The 17,271-nt window shown below is 59.0% G+C and carries 19 protein-coding genes; 11 read left to right on the plus strand and 8 right to left on the minus strand.

The annotated features are described in order from the left end of the window. Positions 1-64: 64 nt before the first annotated feature. A complete protein-coding gene (locus tag QPL95_RS11500) occupies positions 65-1,585 on the minus strand; it encodes an aldehyde dehydrogenase family protein (RefSeq protein WP_303291108.1) in 1,521 nt (506 codons plus the stop codon). Positions 1,586-1,721: 136 nt separating this feature from the next. Beyond that, on the minus strand, positions 1,722-3,029 hold the full coding sequence (locus QPL95_RS11505) for a WS/DGAT domain-containing protein (RefSeq protein ID WP_368389746.1): 1,308 nt from the start codon (positions 3,027-3,029) through the stop codon (positions 1,722-1,724). Positions 3,030-3,417: 388 nt separating this feature from the next. Here QPL95_RS11505 and QPL95_RS11510 point away from each other — a divergent pair, with 388 nt between their 5' ends. Together QPL95_RS11510 and QPL95_RS11515 are read left to right on the plus strand one after the other, a co-directional pair. Further along, on the plus strand, positions 3,418-4,341 hold the full coding sequence (locus QPL95_RS11510; protein ID WP_303291109.1) for an alpha/beta hydrolase: 924 nt from the start codon (positions 3,418-3,420) through the stop codon (positions 4,339-4,341). A gap of 84 nt (positions 4,342-4,425) precedes the next feature. Then, positions 4,426-5,175 (plus strand): hypothetical protein, encoded by a 750-nt coding sequence (locus QPL95_RS11515; protein WP_303291110.1) that lies wholly within the window; start codon positions 4,426-4,428, stop codon positions 5,173-5,175. Between the two features lie 6 nt (positions 5,176-5,181). On the opposite strand, the gene QPL95_RS11520 is transcribed toward QPL95_RS11515, so the two are convergent. Further along, positions 5,182-5,460, minus strand: a complete 279-nt coding sequence (locus QPL95_RS11520) for a polyhydroxyalkanoic acid system family protein (RefSeq protein WP_303291111.1) — start codon at positions 5,458-5,460, stop codon at positions 5,182-5,184. Positions 5,461-5,575: 115 nt separating this feature from the next. On the opposite strand from QPL95_RS11520, the gene ubiE reads away from it, so the two are divergent. The 9 genes from ubiE to QPL95_RS11565 all read left to right on the plus strand — a co-directional run bounded on the left by ubiE (position 5,576) and on the right by QPL95_RS11565 (position 11,701). Then, entirely contained in the window at positions 5,576-6,358 is a 783-nt protein-coding gene (gene ubiE, locus QPL95_RS11525) for a bifunctional demethylmenaquinone methyltransferase/2-methoxy-6-polyprenyl-1,4-benzoquinol methylase UbiE (protein ID WP_303291112.1), read from the plus strand. Beyond that, a complete protein-coding gene (locus tag QPL95_RS11530) occupies positions 6,358-6,999 on the plus strand; it encodes an SCP2 domain-containing protein (protein ID WP_303291113.1) in 642 nt (213 codons plus the stop codon). The genes ubiE and QPL95_RS11530 overlap by 1 nt, the downstream gene beginning before the upstream one ends. Then, positions 6,996-8,639: a ubiquinone biosynthesis regulatory protein kinase UbiB gene (gene ubiB / locus QPL95_RS11535; RefSeq protein WP_303291114.1), complete on the plus strand. Its 1,644-nt coding sequence runs from the start codon at positions 6,996-6,998 to the stop codon at positions 8,637-8,639. The genes QPL95_RS11530 and ubiB overlap by 4 nt, the downstream gene beginning before the upstream one ends. A gap of 27 nt (positions 8,640-8,666) precedes the next feature. Beyond that, positions 8,667-9,083, plus strand: coding sequence for a phosphoribosyl-AMP cyclohydrolase (gene hisI, locus QPL95_RS11540; protein WP_303291115.1), 417 nt, complete (start codon positions 8,667-8,669; stop codon positions 9,081-9,083). A gap of 12 nt (positions 9,084-9,095) precedes the next feature. Continuing rightward, complete coding sequence (locus QPL95_RS11545; protein WP_303291116.1) at positions 9,096-9,425, plus strand: phosphoribosyl-ATP diphosphatase; 330 nt, start codon at positions 9,096-9,098, stop codon at positions 9,423-9,425. Positions 9,426-9,511: 86 nt separating this feature from the next. Further along, on the plus strand, positions 9,512-9,739 hold the full coding sequence (gene tatA / locus QPL95_RS11550) for a Sec-independent protein translocase subunit TatA (protein ID WP_303291117.1): 228 nt from the start codon (positions 9,512-9,514) through the stop codon (positions 9,737-9,739). Positions 9,740-9,750: 11 nt separating this feature from the next. After that, complete coding sequence (gene tatB / locus QPL95_RS11555) at positions 9,751-10,203, plus strand: Sec-independent protein translocase protein TatB (protein ID WP_303291118.1); 453 nt, start codon at positions 9,751-9,753, stop codon at positions 10,201-10,203. Next, positions 10,200-10,982: a twin-arginine translocase subunit TatC gene (gene tatC / locus QPL95_RS11560; RefSeq protein ID WP_303291119.1), complete on the plus strand. Its 783-nt coding sequence runs from the start codon at positions 10,200-10,202 to the stop codon at positions 10,980-10,982. Before tatB ends, tatC begins: the two co-directional genes overlap by 4 nt. Further along, positions 10,982-11,701 (plus strand): 16S rRNA (uracil(1498)-N(3))-methyltransferase, encoded by a 720-nt coding sequence (locus QPL95_RS11565; protein WP_303291120.1) that lies wholly within the window; start codon positions 10,982-10,984, stop codon positions 11,699-11,701. The genes tatC and QPL95_RS11565 overlap by 1 nt, the downstream gene beginning before the upstream one ends. Here the strand turns inward: QPL95_RS11565 and QPL95_RS11570 are convergent. From QPL95_RS11570 to QPL95_RS11590, 5 genes are all read right to left on the minus strand, one after another. Next, positions 11,698-12,612: a DUF808 domain-containing protein gene (locus tag QPL95_RS11570; protein WP_303291121.1), complete on the minus strand. Its 915-nt coding sequence runs from the start codon at positions 12,610-12,612 to the stop codon at positions 11,698-11,700. The two genes, QPL95_RS11565 and QPL95_RS11570, sit on opposite strands and share 4 nt — an antisense overlap. Positions 12,613-12,682: 70 nt before the next feature. Continuing rightward, the gene (locus QPL95_RS11575) at positions 12,683-13,906 is read right to left on the minus strand and encodes a UbiH/UbiF/VisC/COQ6 family ubiquinone biosynthesis hydroxylase (RefSeq protein WP_303291122.1); all 1,224 of its coding nucleotides are present in this window, start codon (positions 13,904-13,906) and stop codon (positions 12,683-12,685) included. Beyond that, positions 13,896-15,182 (minus strand): 2-octaprenyl-6-methoxyphenyl hydroxylase, encoded by a 1,287-nt coding sequence (gene ubiH, locus QPL95_RS11580; protein ID WP_303291123.1) that lies wholly within the window; start codon positions 15,180-15,182, stop codon positions 13,896-13,898. The genes QPL95_RS11575 and ubiH overlap by 11 nt, the downstream gene beginning before the upstream one ends. 4 nt (positions 15,183-15,186) lie before the next feature. Continuing rightward, positions 15,187-16,506 carry a Xaa-Pro aminopeptidase gene (pepP, locus tag QPL95_RS11585; protein WP_303291124.1) on the minus strand — a complete coding sequence of 440 codons (1,320 nt, stop codon included), beginning with the start codon at positions 16,504-16,506 and terminating at the stop codon, positions 15,187-15,189. Between the two features lie 12 nt (positions 16,507-16,518). After that, the gene (locus QPL95_RS11590; protein ID WP_303291125.1) at positions 16,519-17,118 is read right to left on the minus strand and encodes a UPF0149 family protein; all 600 of its coding nucleotides are present in this window, start codon (positions 17,116-17,118) and stop codon (positions 16,519-16,521) included. Positions 17,119-17,271: the final 153 nt, after the last annotated feature.

The raw sequence follows: 17,271 nt of genomic DNA on the forward strand, positions 1-17,271 counted from the left end.
GCGGGAAGAACAGAAAGGGAACGTTGCGAGCCGGGCGCAAAGAGTTTTGCGCCCGGCCGTTAACTCAGAAGAAGCCTAGCGGATTGATGTCGTAGCTCACCAACAGGTTCTTGGTCTGCTGATAGTGGTCCAGTGCCATCTTGTGGTTCTCGCGACCAACTCCCGACTTCTTGTACCCGCCAAAGGCAGCATGCGCCGGGTACTGGTGGTAGCAGTTGGTCCACACACGACCGGCCTGAATGGCCCGGCCCATGCGGTAAGCGCGGTTGATATCGCGGGTCCACAGGCCGGCGCCCAAACCAAACTCGGTGTCGTTGGCGATGGCCAGAGCTTCCTCTTCGTCCTTGAAGGTGGTGACACCCACTACCGGGCCAAAGATCTCCTCCTGGAACACGCGCATGCTGTTAGTGCCTTTCAGCAAGGTCGGCTGCACGTAGAAACCGTTGTTGTACTCGCCTTCCATGGCCTCGATACCACCACCGGTCAGCACTTGCGCGCCTTCCTGTTTACCAATGTCCAGGTACGACAGGATCTTGTCGAACTGCTCTTTGCTGGCCTGGGCGCCCACCTGCACATCGGTGTCCAGCGGGTTACCGCGTTTGATGGCCTTGGTCCGTTCAATGACCTTGGCCATAAACTCGTCGTACATGTCTTCCTGAATCAGCGCTCGGGATGGGCAGGTACACACTTCGCCCTGGTTAAAGAACGCCAGCACCAGGCCCTCGACGCACTTGTCGATAAACTCCGGTTCGGCTTGCAACACATCGGAGAAGTAAATGTTCGGCGACTTGCCACCCAACTCCACCGTAGACGGGATGATGTTCTCAGCCGCGCACTTAAGAATGTGAGCACCCACCGGCGTAGACCCGGTGAAGGCAATCTTGGCGATGCGCTTGCTGGTGGCCAGGGCTTCACCGGCCTCCGGACCATAGCCGTTGACGATGTTGACCACACCCGGTGGCAGCAGATCACCGATCAACTCCATCAACACCAGGATGCTGGCCGGGGTCTGCTCGGCCGGTTTCATCACCGTGCAGTTACCGGCCGCCAGGCAGGGCGCCAGTTTCCACACCGCCATCAGCAGCGGAAAGTTCCAGGGGATGATCTGGCCGACCACGCCCAAGGGCTCGTGGTAGTGATAGGCCACGGTGTTATTGTCGATGGCACTGGAGGTGTCTTCCTGGGCGCGGATACAGCCGGCAAAATACCGGAAGTGGTCGACAGCCAGTGGCAGATCGGCATTGAGCGTTTCACGCACCGCTTTACCGTTGTCCCAGGTTTCCGCTACCGCCAACATTTCAAGGTTCTGCTCAATGCGGTCGGCAATTTTAAGAAGAATGTTGGAGCGCTCGGTGGTGGAGGTCTTGCCCCAGGCTGGCGCCGCTTTGTGGGCGGCATCCAGAGCCAGATCGATGTCTTCGGCACTGGAGCGCGGAATGTCACAGATCACCGCGCCGGTGACGGGCGTGATGTTTTCAAAATACTGACCTTTCACCGGGGCAACCCACTCGCCGCCGATGTAGTTTTCGTAACGGGATTTGAAAGAAACGACGGAACCGTCTTTTCCAGGTTGTGCGTAGATCATGATGTCTGCCTCATTGTTCTATTTGTCGCAGGGCAAAACGCCTTCTGCGATGACACAACTAAGGTAGACCCCAATTCGGGAGTTTTGTATCAAGACGGCGCTGAAGCGGATAGTCCGATAGTCGTAGAGTCTGGATTCAGCTGAACTGCTGAAGTTCCTGCACGCAGTCAGAAAGAAAATCCTGAGGGTCGGGCATGACGGCTTCATCCGCCACCACACCAAACTGGACCTGACCGGCATAACTGACAATGCTCACGCCCAGGCCGATATCGCCGGCCTGGGGCACCCAGAACATCTGTTCGGTAATGGCGCAGCCGGCCAGATAACGGGTTTCCGGTGTGCCAGGCACGTTAGAAACGACCGCAGAGGCCTTTCGGAAGACCAGGTCCGCCAAGGGCCTACGGCCAGCCTCCGGCAATAACGAAGCGCAGGCGGTCAGGCCCCAGGCAATGCCTGGCTGCCAGCTTTTTTTAAGCTTTCGGGTTTCGTGCTTGATGCGGAACAGCCGCTCCAGGGCGCTTGCCCCATCAACCGGCAAAGGCACAAACACGGTGCCGAAACAGTTACCGGGCTCGCCATCCTCCGGCTTTATGCCTTCGGGCATGTGGGCTCGAATATCCACCGGCACCGCCGCGTGCATCACAGCGTCATCCAACTGCCCTGGCGTCAACCCAAGGCGCGGCCTGATCGCAGCTGCCACACACGCCAACAGAACATCGTTAATGGTCGTGTTAGTGGCCCGGGCAATCGTGCGAAAGTCATCAAGGGAGACAGGATCTGACCAGCGACAATTCCGTCGGCCCAGCAGCGGCCGCTTGAGATCCGAGGCTGAATCCTGCGGTTCTACCAGAAACTCGCTCAGCTCGTGCACCAACCGCGTGCCGCTGTGCACGGCCTTCCCGGCCAGCCCCTGAGATGCCCCAGCACCGGCAGCAAAGTCGGGGGAAGAAGTATTGCCCAATCCCAGCTGAGCCACCAGTGAGCCAAACCAGCGCTGGGCAGAATCAGCCCAGCGGCCCAGTTGAGGCAACTCAGGAGCGCCATAAATGGCGGGATACTGCCTTGGCGATACCGGGCACAGCTTGTCAAAGATTCCCAAAAGCGAGAGGCCGTCTGCATAACAGTGGTGCAGCCGCAACAGCAGAGCAGCGCCCCCTTCGGCATTGGGTGCAAGCCAGAATTTCCAGGCGGGGCGATAAAGCGGCAATGGCTCATTCAGCCGACAGGACACCCAGTCCTGCAACTGGTGCCGATCAAAGCGATCCAGCGCCACGTCCAGATGGCGGGCCGCCGTGAAGGTGGGGTCCACCTGCCAATACCAGGCCGGTGCTTTCCAGACCGGGCGACAGCGAAAGCGCTCCCAGGCTATCCAGTACACGCTCAGGAAATCACGGAATCTGGCAGCCGTGAGGCCATCCACCCTTAGCATAATGGTAATGGTCATGGGGTTCTCCGGCCGTTCCAAAGCCAGCCAGGCCGAATCCGAAGGCAGCATGAGATGCGATTGCTCTTGGTTCAAACCTGAAGTTCCCCGATGAATAGTCTGGTGAAGCCAATCCCGCATTGTGCCAGAGTCAGGATAGCGGCTCCATAATCAGGACACCCCGCACACCGTTACAAAAAATTACACGGAGTTAACGGTTCAGTCCTATACTCGTTATAAGGCTTAGTGCAATGGTTATAAAACGCACTGCGGTATCCTGCGATTGGCTCGAAACAACGAAAATTTCGGGCGCTGGCGCCACATAAACCGCGCCCAGATCGCGTTACAAATGAAACACCGGCATATACATAACCAAAACAACCTGTAGCCGTGCCGGGGGAGACGAACAATGAAAGCTAGCCACATACGCAAACTGATAAAACCGATCGACAGCGCCTACTCGGAAATGTTTTCGGGCCAGGTTTACCGGGTTGGTAAAGGCGCGGTGTCGGTCCGTAACCACAGCGGTGCTGCACAGCATACCGTTATTGGCGTGCACGGTTTTCTGGAAAATCATTGTTACTTCACCCAGGCGTACGACGGCCCGGCTACGGAACTGATCCTGCTGACTTGCAGCAACTACCACATCCCGGTCAATGGGGTAACGCCGGAAAAGGCCGAGTGGGAAGTGCCCATCAAGTTCCTGGAAGGCACCATCGAGTATGATGCCTGCATTTTGAACCAGACCCTGCAGAACCTGCCAACCACGCAGAACGTTCGTGTTCACGGGCACTCCCGGGGTGGCGCCGTAATTCTGGAAGCCATCCGCCAGTGGCCAGAGCTGTATGAGGATGTAGAAGTGGTGCTGGAAGCCCCGGTATTACCCAAGGGCAAGTTGCACGCACTGGTCACCACACTGCTTGAACCGGTCAGCCATGGCATGTGGCCCTGGCTGATCCGTCTGATCAACAGCGCGCCCCAGTCCGCCTATGGTCAGACCTTCTTTGGCAAGATGAACCCGCGCAAGCGCCAGTTGCTGAGCAAAATGTTCTTCGCCACCAAGGACCACCTGACCATTGTCCGTAATATCGAGAACATCATGGACTGGATGGAGCGGACCGACAGCTCTGTGTATCAGCATGTCCGCCACGGCACCTTTCTGATTCCCGCAACAGACCGTATTCTGGACCGAACCGCCATGCTCGCCAGCGCCAGAACCAGCCCGACCACCATGCGGATTGTGGAAACAGAAGCCCAGAGCCACTTTATCACCCTGGATAGCCGGGAATGGATCCCGGGCGTTGAAGCCTTGTCAATGGCAGCCCAGGCTTGAACGGAATCTGAAATCCGCGGATGCACCGCCCGTGCGGCTTCGTTAAACTGAGCGCCTTGTTGTTCAGTCTGATGGAGCCCCGGCATGTATCGTGAGCGCCTGGTCGCAACGGAAGTGCATTCAGAAAACGCCCACAGGCTCAAACGCCTGTTGCTGGAATATCACGACTTCCGCCAGCTCAAATCGACTCACCCACTGCTGGACGACTCCCGCCGATTGGCCGACTGGCAGGCCGAACGCCTGAAAACTACCCATCGGGACCTCTATCAACACCCCGGCTATCACACCGGGCTGGAATTTCTGCTGTCTGATCTCTACGCACCCGCCGGCATGACCCGCCGGGACGACAACATCGACCGCGTGTTCCCGAAAATGGTGAAGTGGCTGCCGGACCATCTGCTGGCCACCTTCGCCGGACTGGTGGAGCTCAACCTGATCACCCAGAGCCTGGACCTTGAACTGGCAGAATGGTTTGACCAGCAGGGCCTGAGTACCCAGGCAATTAGCCCCGAAGCCTGGTGCCAGGGCTACCGCGCCAGTCTTCAGTTACCGATCCGGGAGCGGCAGTTGGCGCTGGTCTCCGAGACGGGCCAGGAGCTGGACCGCTACGTGCGCAATCGCACCCTGGGCTGGCTGCTGTCCATGACCCGTGGCCCCGCCGAGATGGCAGAGCTGGGCGATCTGCACAGCTTTCTGCACCGGGGGTACAGCGCGTTCCGGAAAATGGATAAGGTAGATGTGCTGATTCATCGATTAATCAGCCGGGAACAGCAGGTAATGACAAACATACTGGAGGGCCACCCGGAGCCCTTCGCACTGCCGGGCGACCTTTAACAGGCCTCAGGCCTGGATAATCTGATCCAGCTGGGAATGGATTTCCTGCTCAATACGAGACTTGAACGGGCGCAACATCAGGCCCAGCTCCAGGCGAATGTGCAAGTCCGTCTCGGCAATGTCCAGCTGACCCTTCACGCCACTGCGCTTGAACCTGAGAAGATCGCCTTCCCACTGGTAATTCACGTCAAACTGCTTTGACAGATCTTTAGCCAGAGTTTCGGCCGCCTCGCGGGCGTGTTCCTTGTCCAGCGTGTGGGCGCGGTGAATATCGATAACAGACATGAATCAGTTTTCTCGGTAATTTGGAAACGGTTTTACAGTGTAAGCCGGTAATAAACTTGTAGCCAACACCGGAGCAGTTAGAATACGGGACGACATTCTGACAGGATCAATTCTCATGAGCGAGCAGCAAACGCCAGGTGCACCCGGCAACGGCCAGGACGACGTGACCCACTTCGGTTTCCGTAACGTGCCGAAAAGCCAGAAAGCCAGCCAGGTCGCAGAAGTTTTTCACAGCGTGGCCGGCAAATACGACCTCATGAACGACTTGATGTCCATGGGTATTCACCGCCTGTGGAAACGCTTTACCATTGAGCTGAGCGGCGTTCGCCCGGGCCATCAGGTACTCGACATTGCCGGCGGCACCGGCGACCTGACCATGAAATTTTCCGATCTGGTGGGGCCTTCCGGCCGAGTTGTGTTGGCAGACATCAACGCCTCCATGCTGCAGGTCGGCCGCAGCCGCCTGACCGACCGCGGCTACGCTGGCAACATCGAGTACGTGCAGGCCGATGCCGAGCACCTGCCATTCCCGGACAACAGCTTTAACGCCGTGTCTATTGCCTTTGGTCTGCGCAATGTGACCGACAAGGATCAGGCCCTGCGGGACATGACCCGCACCCTCAAACCCGGCGGCAAGCTAATGGTGCTGGAGTTCTCCAAGCCCACCAACCCGCTCCTGAGCAAGGCTTACGACACCTATTCATTCAGCGCCCTGCCATTGATGGGCCAGCTGTTTGCCGGTGACAGCGAGAGCTACAAATACCTCGCCGAGTCCATCCGCATGCACCCGGATCAGGACACCTTGAAGGGCATGATGGAAAACGCCGGCCTGGTCAACTGCAGGTACTACAACATGACCGGCGGCATTGTGGCGCTGCACGTCGGAATCAAACCCTGATGTTTCCCGGCCCGACCCTGTTGTCTGCCATCAGCGCCATTGTCGAATCGGCGCTGAATCAGGCGCTGACGCTGGACCCGGCCGGGCGCAACGCACTGCTAAAGGCGCTTGCCGGGCCCGTACAGTTTCGCATTACCGCACCGCTGGCCATGAACTGGACGCTGGACCGCGCCGGTGACCAGGTGCAGGTGCGCAGCCAGCCGGCTGACGATGCCGTGCTGGAAATCACCGGCCGCCCCATAGCCTTTGCCGCACTGGCGTTGGGTGACGATCGGGTATTTGCTGATGAACGCCTGCAAGTGACGGGCGACACGGCCCTGGCGCATCAGATGCAACGGGCGCTGAACCAGCTGGAGCCAGACTGGGAAGCCGCCATGGCCCGCCATCTGGGTGACATACCGGCGCATTTTCTGGGCAAGAGCATCCGCAGCGCGGCGCACTGGAGCCGGAACGCCGTCCGCACCATGAACAGCAACGTGGAAGAATACCTCCACGAAGAAAGCCGCGCCCTGCCCGGGCGACGAGAGCTGGAAGCGACTTTTCAGGATATTGACGAGCTCAACCTGCGCACCGAGCGCCTGGAAGCCCGGCTCGATCACCTGACCTCATCCGGTAGCCTTAACGATACGGAGAATCTGTGACTCGCCTGCGACGCCTGTTCCGAATTGCCTGGGTATTCTGCCGCTATCGGCTCGACACCTTTCTGCCCCTGGCGGAACTGCCCACACCTCTGAAAATCTTTTTCCTGCTGGCACCCTGGCACCTGTTCCCGCAACCCAAGCTCAGCCGGGGTGACCGCCTGCGCCTGGCACTGGAAGAACTCGGGCCGGTGTTCGTCAAATTCGGTCAGATTCTTTCCACCCGCCGGGATTTGCTGCCCGACGACATGGCCGATTCCCTGAAACAGCTGCAGGATCGGGTACCCCCTTTCCCCAGCGATCAGGCCCGGGGCATCATCGAGAAATCTCTCGGCGCGCCGGTGGCCGAGCTGTTTGCGGAGTTCAGCCCGGACCCGATGGCGTCGGCGTCGGTCGCTCAGGTACACGCTGCAACTCTGTCCAATGGCCAGAAAGTCGTGGTCAAGGTACTGCGCCCGGGCATCGAAAAAGTCATCCGGCAAGATCTCGGCCTGATGTATCTGATGGCAGGACTTCTCGAGAAATACTGGGCAGAAGGCAAACGCCTGCATCCGGTGGACGTGGTGGCGGATTATGATTCCACCATCCACGACGAACTCGACCTGCAGCGGGAAGCCGCTAACGCCAGCCAGTTACGCCGCAACTTCGACAACTCGCCACTGATCTACATTCCGTTTATCGACTGGGATTACACCCGCAAGTCCGTACTGGTAATGGAACGGATTCACGGCATTCCGATTGCCGACGTCGACACCCTTCGGGACGCCGGCGTGAACATGAAGGTACTGGCCGAGAAAGGCGTAGAAATCTTTTTCACCCAGGTGTTCCGGGACAGCTTTTTCCACGCCGATATGCACCCGGGCAATATCTTTGTTGACGCCTCCAACCCAGCGGACCCGCAGTACATCGCCATCGATTTCGGCATCGTAGGCACCCTGGCTCCAGACGATCAGAGCTATCTGGCTCGCAACCTGCTCGCGTTCTTCCGTCGGGATTACCGACAGGTGGCCCAGCTGCACATACAATCCGGCTGGGTGCCACCGGATACCCGCATTAACGAATTTGAAGCCGCCATCCGCACCGTGTGCGAACCGATTTTTGAAAAGCCTTTGAAAGACATCTCCTTTGGCCACTTCCTGCTGCGGCTGTTCCAGACCGCCCGCCGGTTCAACATGGAAGTGCAGCCCCAGCTGGTGTTGTTGCAGAAGACCCTGCTCAACGTTGAAGGTTTGGGCCGCCAGCTGTATCCGGACCTGGACCTGTGGAGCACCGCCCAGCCGTTTCTCGAAAAATGGATGCGCCAGCGTGTCGGCCCGGCTGGGCTGATAAAGTCGCTGCAAACACACCTGCCCTCGTGGCTGGAGCAATCCCCGGAAATGCCGCAACTGGTGCATGATGCTCTGTTACAGCTACGCGGCAGCGGCCCGACCGAAGAACAGAACCGGGCCACCCTGGCGCTGATGAAAGAACAGCAGCTGCGCAGCGAACGCCGTTGGCGCCGGGGCTTTATCGCCGCAGTGCTTGCAGTCGCGGCCATCGCAGGCAGCCAGCCGGATGCCCAACAGTGGGTGACCGACATGCCGGCCTGGAGCTGGGTCTTGCTTGCCGCGGCAGCAGGCGTCATGCTTCGGGGCAGCCGCTGAACCGATCGATTTTCAGGATTCACAAAAATGCAAGATTCCCCCGCTAACGTCGTACAGCCTGACTGGCTCGACGAGATCCGCTGGACGGACGAAGGCCTGGTGCCGGCCATCGCGCAGGATGCCGACAACGGTGACATTCTGATGATGGCCTGGATGAACCGGGAGTCGCTCCAGCTAACCGTTGAGGAAGGTCAGGCGGTGTACTGGTCCCGCTCCCGGGGCAAACTCTGGCGCAAGGGCGAAAGCTCCGGGCACCAGCAGCTACTCAGGGATATTCGCCTTGACTGCGATGCCGATGTAATTCTGCTGAAAGTGGAACAAAAAGGCGGCATTGCCTGCCATACTGGGCGACGAAGCTGTTTTTATCGCACCCTGAAAAATGGCCAGTGGGTCAGTGCCGAACCGGTACTGAAAGATCCAAACGCCATCTACGGCAGTAAGTGAGGAGCAGACACCGTGAGTGATGTACTGGAACGACTGGCACAGGTGCTCGAAGCCAGAAAAGATGCAGACCCCGACACCTCCTACGTTGCCAGCCTGCATGCAAAGGGGCTGAACAAGATTTTGGAGAAAGTCGGCGAAGAGTGCACGGAAACCCTGCTGGCCGCGAAAGACGCTGAACACTCCGGTGAAACCCGGGACGTCGTCTACGAAACAGCCGACTTGTGGTTCCACAGCATGGTCATGCTGTCCCGGCTCGGCCTGGGCCCGAAAGATGTCATAGATGAGCTGGCCAGCCGTTTTGATTTGTCTGGCCTGGAAGAAAAAGCGTCAAGGCAGTCCTGAGGGAGTACCCCTAACGGGGATTTCCGCCAGAGGCCGCGGTTGGCGTACAATGTCACGGAACAGAAACAATTGAACGAGGACCCCTCATGGGTATCAGTATCTGGCAACTTCTTATCGTACTCGGCATCGTCATCCTGCTGTTCGGAACCAAGAAACTGCGCAATATCGGCACGGACCTGGGCGGCGCCATCCGTGGATTCAAAAAATCCATGAACGACGATGACGACAAAGCAGCCGAAGCAGATATTCTGGAAGGTCAGAAGGCGGAACAGGCCAAGACCGACGAAAAAACCCAGGAAAAGCAGAAGAGCTGAGCAACCTCTGAATGTTTGATATCGGCTTTGTTGAACTGCTGATCTGCGGCATTATCGCGCTGCTCGTGCTGGGCCCGGAGCGGCTTCCCACTGCTGCCCGGGCTGCCGGTCGCTGGATTGGTGGTGCCCGTCGTATGGTGAGCCAGTTTACCTCTGAGCTTGACCGTGAGCTCAAGGCCGAAGAACTTCGTGAGCAATTGCGCAAAGCGGGCGACGTCGGCCTGGAAGACGTAAACAAGACCGTGCGAGGTGCGCTCGACGAAGCCAAAAAATACGAGCACATGATTCTTCCGGACAGCGAGACCCGTAAGCCGCGGCCTGCCCCCGCGACCCGGCGCGTAGCTCAAGCCCAGGATTCGGACAGCAATGGCGGCGCCGAACCGGACGCAACCACAACCCCGGCCAATCAGCCTGGTACCAACGCTGACCAAGCACCCGCGAGTTCACCGGATAACCGTTCATGAGTTCAGCACCTGCCGGCAACCAGACACCGCCTGAGCAACAGGAGATGCCCCTGATCGAGCACCTGCTCGAGCTGCGTAACCGACTGCTCAAAATGGTGCTGGCCGTCATTATCTGCTTTGCCGTCATCTACCCGTTTGCCAACGAACTCTATCTGCTGCTGTCTCAGCCCCTGCGAGAGCTGCTGCCGGTTGGCCAGATGATGATTGCCACCGACATTACCTCGCCCTTTTTCGCTCCCCTGAAGCTGGCTCTGGTGCTGGCGGTCTTTGCCGCCATTCCCGTCATTCTCTACCAACTTTGGAGCTTTATCGCGCCCGGCCTGTACGCTCATGAAAAACGCCTGGCGTTTCCACTGTTATTCACCTCCGTCATTCTGTTTTACGGCGGGGCCGCCTTCGCCTACTTTGTGGTTTTTCCTTTGGTGTTCGGGTTCTTTACCGCCATCGGCCCGGAAGGCATTGTGGAACTGCCAGACATCACCAGCTACCTGAACTTTGTTCTGAAAATGTTCTTTGCCTTCGGCGTCGCCTTTGAAATCCCGATTGCCACGGTGTTGCTGATCCTGACGGGCGCCACCACACCCCAGGATCTGGCGGCCAAGCGCCCCTACGTGGTGGTGGGCTGCTTCATCATCGGTATGCTGCTGACCCCCCCGGACATCATCTCTCAGACCCTGCTGGCCGTGCCCATGTGGATTCTGTTCGAGTTCGGCATACTCTTTGGCCGCCTGGCGTACCGGCAAAGACAGGATGACGCCGAAGGCGAGCCCGAAGCCTGATGAATCTGGCGTTACTTTTTGACGAAGACTTCCTCAGCCCGGACAGGGTGCTGCTGCGCGGACGCCGTCTTGAACACCTGAACACCGTACTGAAGGCCTGCGCCGGTGACCGCATTCCCGTGGGCAGGGTAAATGGTGCCATGGGCCATGGCGACGTGCTCAGGCTGACCGACAGTGAAGCGGAACTTCAGGTGAACCTGAACCAGAAAGCTCCCGCGCCCCTGCCACTAACCCTTATCCTCGCCATGCCGCGCCCGAAGATGTTCCGCCGGGTGCTGCAAACCTGCGCGTCGCTGGGCGTAAAGGATATCTGGCTGATCAACAGCTACAAGGTCGAAAAGAGCTTCTGGCAGACGCCCTGGCTGTCGGAAGACAACCTCCGGGAGAACCTGACCCTCGGGCTGGAGCAGGCCAAAGATACCGCCATGCCCCGGGTGCACATCCGCAAGTTATTCAAACCCTTCGTGGAAGACGAACTGCCGGCCCTGCTGGTGGGTAAACGCGCCCTGGTGGCCCATCCGGGCATGGCCACGCCCTGCCCCACACACCTTTCTGAGCCCGCAGCTCTGTGCATTGGCCCGGAAGGTGGGTTTACCGATTACGAAGTGGGAAAACTGGAAGAAGCCGGCTGCCAGAGCGTGCACCTTGGCCCACGCATCCTGCGCGTGGAAACTGCCGTGCCGGTGCTGGTCAGCCGGTTGTATGATGGCTGCCTTTAAGCGTTTCGCTTCTGCCACAGCTTGAGTATCGGCGTAATCACCGCAACCAACAGACCACCCGCCAGCAAACCGAATACGCCATCCCCCAGAGTGGTCACCAGCACCTCCGGCACCGAGGAAAGCATGCCGGCAACATGGTGAATGGCCTCGTAGACCGCCGGAATGCCGTGCGTCAGAATGCCGCCACCCACCAGAAACATGGCGATGGTGCCAAGCACCGACAGGGTTTTCATCATCCAGGGTGCCAGCCACAGTATGGCCTGCCCCACGTTTTGTGCTAACGCATTCGCTTTCTGGCTCAAATAGAGGCCGGCATCGTCGAGCTTCACAATACCCGCTACCAGGCCATAAACCCCCACGGTGACCATCAGCGCCACCACCGTCAGCACCGCAAACTGCATGCCGAAGCTTTTGTCTGCCACCGTGCCGAGGGTAATGGCGATGATCTCTGCCGAGAGGATAAAGTCGGTACGAATGGCGCCTTTGATTTTGTCTTTTTCAACGGCTTTCAGGTCCACCTCCGGCTTTTTCAGGGCTTCCCGGAGATCTTCCCGATGCTTCTGCTCTTCTTCTTTGTGCAGAACCTTGTGAACCAGTTTTTCAAAGCCTTCATAGCACAGGAAAGCCCCGCCAAGCATCAGTAACGGCACGATCAGCCAAGGCACAAAAAAGCTGATGGCCAGGGCCGCCGGCACCAGGATCGCCTTATTGATAAATGAACCCTTTGCCACTGCCCACACTACCGGGATTTCCCGGGCTGGTTTTACACCAGACACCTGCTGGGCGTTGAGTGCCAGATCATCCCCCAGTACACCGGCGGTTTTTTTGGTTGCAGTTTTGGTCATCAGGGCGACATCATCCAGTACGGTGGCGATGTCATCGAGCAGGGTAAGAAGGCTGGCGCCAGCCATAAACAGTTCCTTTGTCTGGTGGAGGATGAGTTTCAGTGGCGGGAAGTTTACGGAATCCGCCCTGTCAGTTCTACTCGCTGGTTCCCATTGCCTCTGCGGCGATCCGGTTTTTCAGAGGTGCCAGCTTGTCGAGCCAGCGCATGCCGGTATTGCGCAACCACCGGATCGGCAGTTCGTCACGGGAAAATAACTGTTTGAAGCCTTCCATTGCGGCCATCATGGTGAGATTTTCACCCTTTCGACGGCGTTGATAACGAGCCAGCACCAGCGCATCATCCGGCGCCAGGCCGAGAGTTCTGGCACGCCCGAGCTCTTCCAGAAGCGCCCTGACATCGCCATAACCCAGGTTGGCCCCCTGCCCCGCCAGCGGATGAATGGTATGAGCTGCATCACCCACCAGCGCCAGCCCATTCGCCACGTAATCTTTGGCGTGGCGCTGGCGAAGCGGAAACGCAAAGCGTTGAGAGACCGCAACAACCTCCCCCAGCTCCCGCTCAATGGCGGCTTCAAGTTCTCGGCGGAAAGCCTCGGGTTCAAGCGCCATCAACCGCCGGGCTTCGCGGGTGTCCTGCGACCAGACGATCGAGCAAAAATGGTCATCTCCGGTTTCCGACTGCAAGGGCAGAAAGGCCAGGGGCCCGGTGGGCGAAAACCGCTGCCAGGCGGTAAAGCGATGGGGCTGGCGGGTGCGTACGCTGCACACAATGGCTTGCTGGTCGTAATCCCACTCACGGGTTGCCAGGCCACTCCACTGGCGCATTCTGGACATGGCCCCATCGGCACCGACGACCAGCTCTGCTGTCACCTGCCGGCCATCTTCCAGCGCCACCCCGCTGGTGCGGCTCCAGCCACTGACCCGGGCGCCGTCTATTAATGTGACCGTGCTGTTGGCGATTGCCTCAAACAGGGCCCGGACAATGTGCCGGTTCTCGACAATGGTGCCCAGTGATTGGGCATGCAGTTCGGCCGCATCAAAATGAATCCGGCCAGTGCCGTCACCATCCCACACCGTCATTTCCCGGTAGCTGCAGTGCCTTCCCGAGAGCACCCGCTGCCAGGCGCCCAGGTCGTCCAGCAGCCGGGCACTCGCCAGGGAGATGGCGCTGACTCTGGGTTCAAAATCTTCCACGCCAGAGGCTTGCTCCGGCGGCGCCAGCAACACGTCTGCCGACGCCCCCTCAATCAACCCAACCCGCCAGCCTTGCTGCGACAACCCCAGGGAGAGGGCCGAACCGATCATGCCGCCACCCACTACCAGGATGTCGAAATGCTGAACACTGGAATCACTGGTCATCAGGGGCGAGCTCCTTGCCGGGCTTAACAGATGCAATAACGGGTTTTCGGCCGCCCGTGCCCATGGCTTTGCGGGCAAACCAGCGTTTGGCGCCGGGCAGCAGATCCAGCCCCACGAGGCCGGTGTCCCGGGCAAAAGCGATGGGCGCCAGGGATTGCCCGAATACCCGGATCAGGGAATCCGAAAATTGCACGGTGTGTTGCCAATCCTGGCGATGAAGGCGCTGATATTCCCCAAGTACTGACAATTCGCCGATGGACTTACCCTCATCCACCGCCCGGCGAAATTGTTCCACCAGTGTCATCAGGCCACGCAGGGCCAGGTTGAAACCCTGCCCTGCCACCGGGTGCAGCGCATGGGCCGCATTTCCCACCAGCGCCACGCCGGGGCGCACGGCCTCATCCACGGTGGTCAGCTTCAGGGGATAGTGATGACACTCACCGATGCGCGTGAAGCGGCCGAGCCGCCAGCCAAAACGCTCCTGCAGCTGCTGGCACTTTTCGTCATCGGACAACGCAAGGAGATTCGCCAGGGCATCATCCTCAAGAGTCCAGACCAGGGCAGAGAGGTTTTCAGCTTGAGCTGGCGAACCGTGGGGAAGCAACGCCATGGGGCCTGAGTCCGTGAAACGCTCGAACGCGGTAAACTGGTGAACCTCACTGGTCGAGACGTTCGCGATCAGCGCATTCTGGCCATAATCTTCCGTGCGGGTGACGAACCCCAGTTTTTCCCTCAAACCTGAGCGGCCACCATCGGCGACCACCAGGCATTGCCCGGTCAGGCTGCGCTCTTCACCATTCTGGCGAACCCTTACGCTGACACCCGCGGTGGTGGGCACCATATCCATCACTTCTGCGGGTGCCTGCCAGTTAACCTCTGCTGCCATCAACGCCCGCATCAGGCAAAGACCCATCCAGCGGTTATCGGCCACATAGCCCAGCGCATCCTGACCGTGGTCTTGCGCTTGCAACCGGGTTGCCCCGAACCGGCCACGATCCGATACATGAATCCGGCGAATCGGCGTAGCGTGCTCCGAAAGCACCGACCACAGCCCCAGTTGCTCAAAAATAACCCTCGAGCCCCAGGCCAGAGCGGTGGAGCGGGCGTCGTAGCTGGGCTGGTAATCTTCCGGCAAAGCGTCCGGAGACAGCGGGAAAGACTCTACGACGGTCACCCGAAGCTCCGGCACCAGCCGGGCCACTGCCAGGGCCAGAGTCGCGCCGGCAAGGCCGCCACCGGCGATAATCAGATCGGTATCCGTCCGGGCTTTAGTCACAGTATCAACTCGCCATCAGGGCTTCGATTTCGGCAACGGTTTTGGGTACGCCATCGCTCAGCACACGGCAACCTTCGCGGGTAACCACCACATCGTCTTCGATACGGATACCGATACCGCGCCACTTTTTATCCACATCCAGGTTGTCCGGTGCAATGTAAAGCCCAGGCTCGACCGTCAGCGCCATACCCGGCTCCAGCTCACGCCAGGCATCGCCCACTTTGTAATCGCCCACATCGTGAACATCCAGCCCCAGCCAATGACCGGTGCGGTGCATAAAGAACGGCTTGTAAGCTTCCTCGGCGATGGCCTTCTCAACGCTGCCCGACAGCAGGCCAAGATCAATCAGGCCCTGGGTCAGCACCTTCAGCGCGGCTTCGTGGGAGTGGTTCCAGTGATTGCCGGGGCGTACCGCTTCAATGGCTGCATACTGAGCTGCCAGCACCACCTCGTAGAGTGCCTTCTGCTCCGGGCTGAATTTACCGCTGACCGGGAACGTGCGGGTGATGTCTGAGGCGTAGCACTCCAGTTCACAGCCCGCGTCAATCAACACCAGGTCGCCGTCCTTCAGCGGAGCCGCATTTTCGATGTAATGAAGAATACAGCCGTTGGCGCCACTACCGACAATGGACGGGTAGGCTGTTGAGCGGGCCCCATGCTCCATGAAGGTATGGATCAGCTCGGCTTCAAGGTTGTATTCATGGCCACCACGACGGGCCCGTTTCATCGCCCGGCAGTGCGCCTCGGCACTGATCTCGCCCGCTTTCGCCATGACTTTCACTTCAGCGGCACTTTTGTATAGCCGCAAGTCATGCAACACATGCTCAAGCGCCACAAACTCGCCCGGGGGGTGGGCGCCCGCTTTCACCTTGCTGCGGATCACTTTTACCCAATCCATCACCCGCGTATCGAATGCCGGGTCTTTACCCAGGGGGTAATAAACCCGGCTTCGGCCTTCGATCATTCCGGGCAGGATGTCATCGATATCGGCGATTGGAAACGCATCGTCCAGTCCGTACCGTTCAATGGCTCCCTCGGGACCCACCAAAAACCCGTCCCAGAGCTCCTTAGCCGGATTTCGCTCTTTACAGAAAAGAACGGCCTCACCGTGTTCACGGCCGGGAATCAGCGCCAGCACAGCTTCCGACTCGCCAAACCCGGTCAGGTACTGAAAATCACTGTCCTGGCGGAACGGGTGCAGTACGTCCCGGTTTCTGGAACGTTCCGGAGCTGCAGGCAGGATGGCAATGCTGTCGGGCGCCATCAGCTGCATCAACTTGCGGCGACGCTCGGCAAACTCTTTTACGGGGATCATTGAAGCCATGGTGTCTCCTGATCAGTGCAGGGTCGGCGTGTTGCCAGCCGGTTTTTCCGGCTCATTGAATTCGGTAAAAACCGCCAGGGCACCGAGGCGAACGTACTCGGTGATTTCCAGCAGTTGCTGCTCGCTTTCTTCGTCGGACTCTTCATCTTCCGACAGCTGGCTGATGGCGACCATATCTTCGATCAGCTCACGAATTTCGTCCGGCGCCTGGCCAAGAGCCGCGCCCGCCGCAACAGCCATGCCTTCGAGAAAACCGCGAACCCAGGCGATCAACGCTTCCAGGCGCTGCTCGATGGCATAATCGTCGTCCGGAAGCAGCGGCTGAAAACTCATCTCGGAAGACCGCAATTGGCCCAGTGTTTTCTCGTACACGTCATTCATGAAGGCCCCCAGATCATCGGATTCCTCCAACGCCTGCTCGGCCAGGCCCATATGTTCGCAAGCCACAGCCAGCCAGTCCTGCTCCTGAATACGGGCGCCGGCTGCCAACCGACCACAAAGCGCACCGTGCAGTTCAGAGGGATGGCTGAACGCCTTATGGGCCGTAAACACATTGGCCCAGCGTTCAAACTCGGCAGCTCGGGCAGCAGCTGAAGTATCGGTTTCAGACATGAAACAGTCTTTTCCTGTATCGGGGGAATGCCCGGGCGACTCCAGACACTCCAAAGAAATTTGAGGCCATATCCTAGCATTCCGGCGCAGCGCTGGCACTGCCGGACGCGCCCAGACTTGCTTTTAGCCTGCCATGAGCCGAAAATGTTATAA

It is taken from the genome of Marinobacter sp. SS5-14b (assembly GCF_030541005.1).
GTDB lineage: Bacteria > Pseudomonadota > Gammaproteobacteria > Pseudomonadales > Oleiphilaceae > Marinobacter.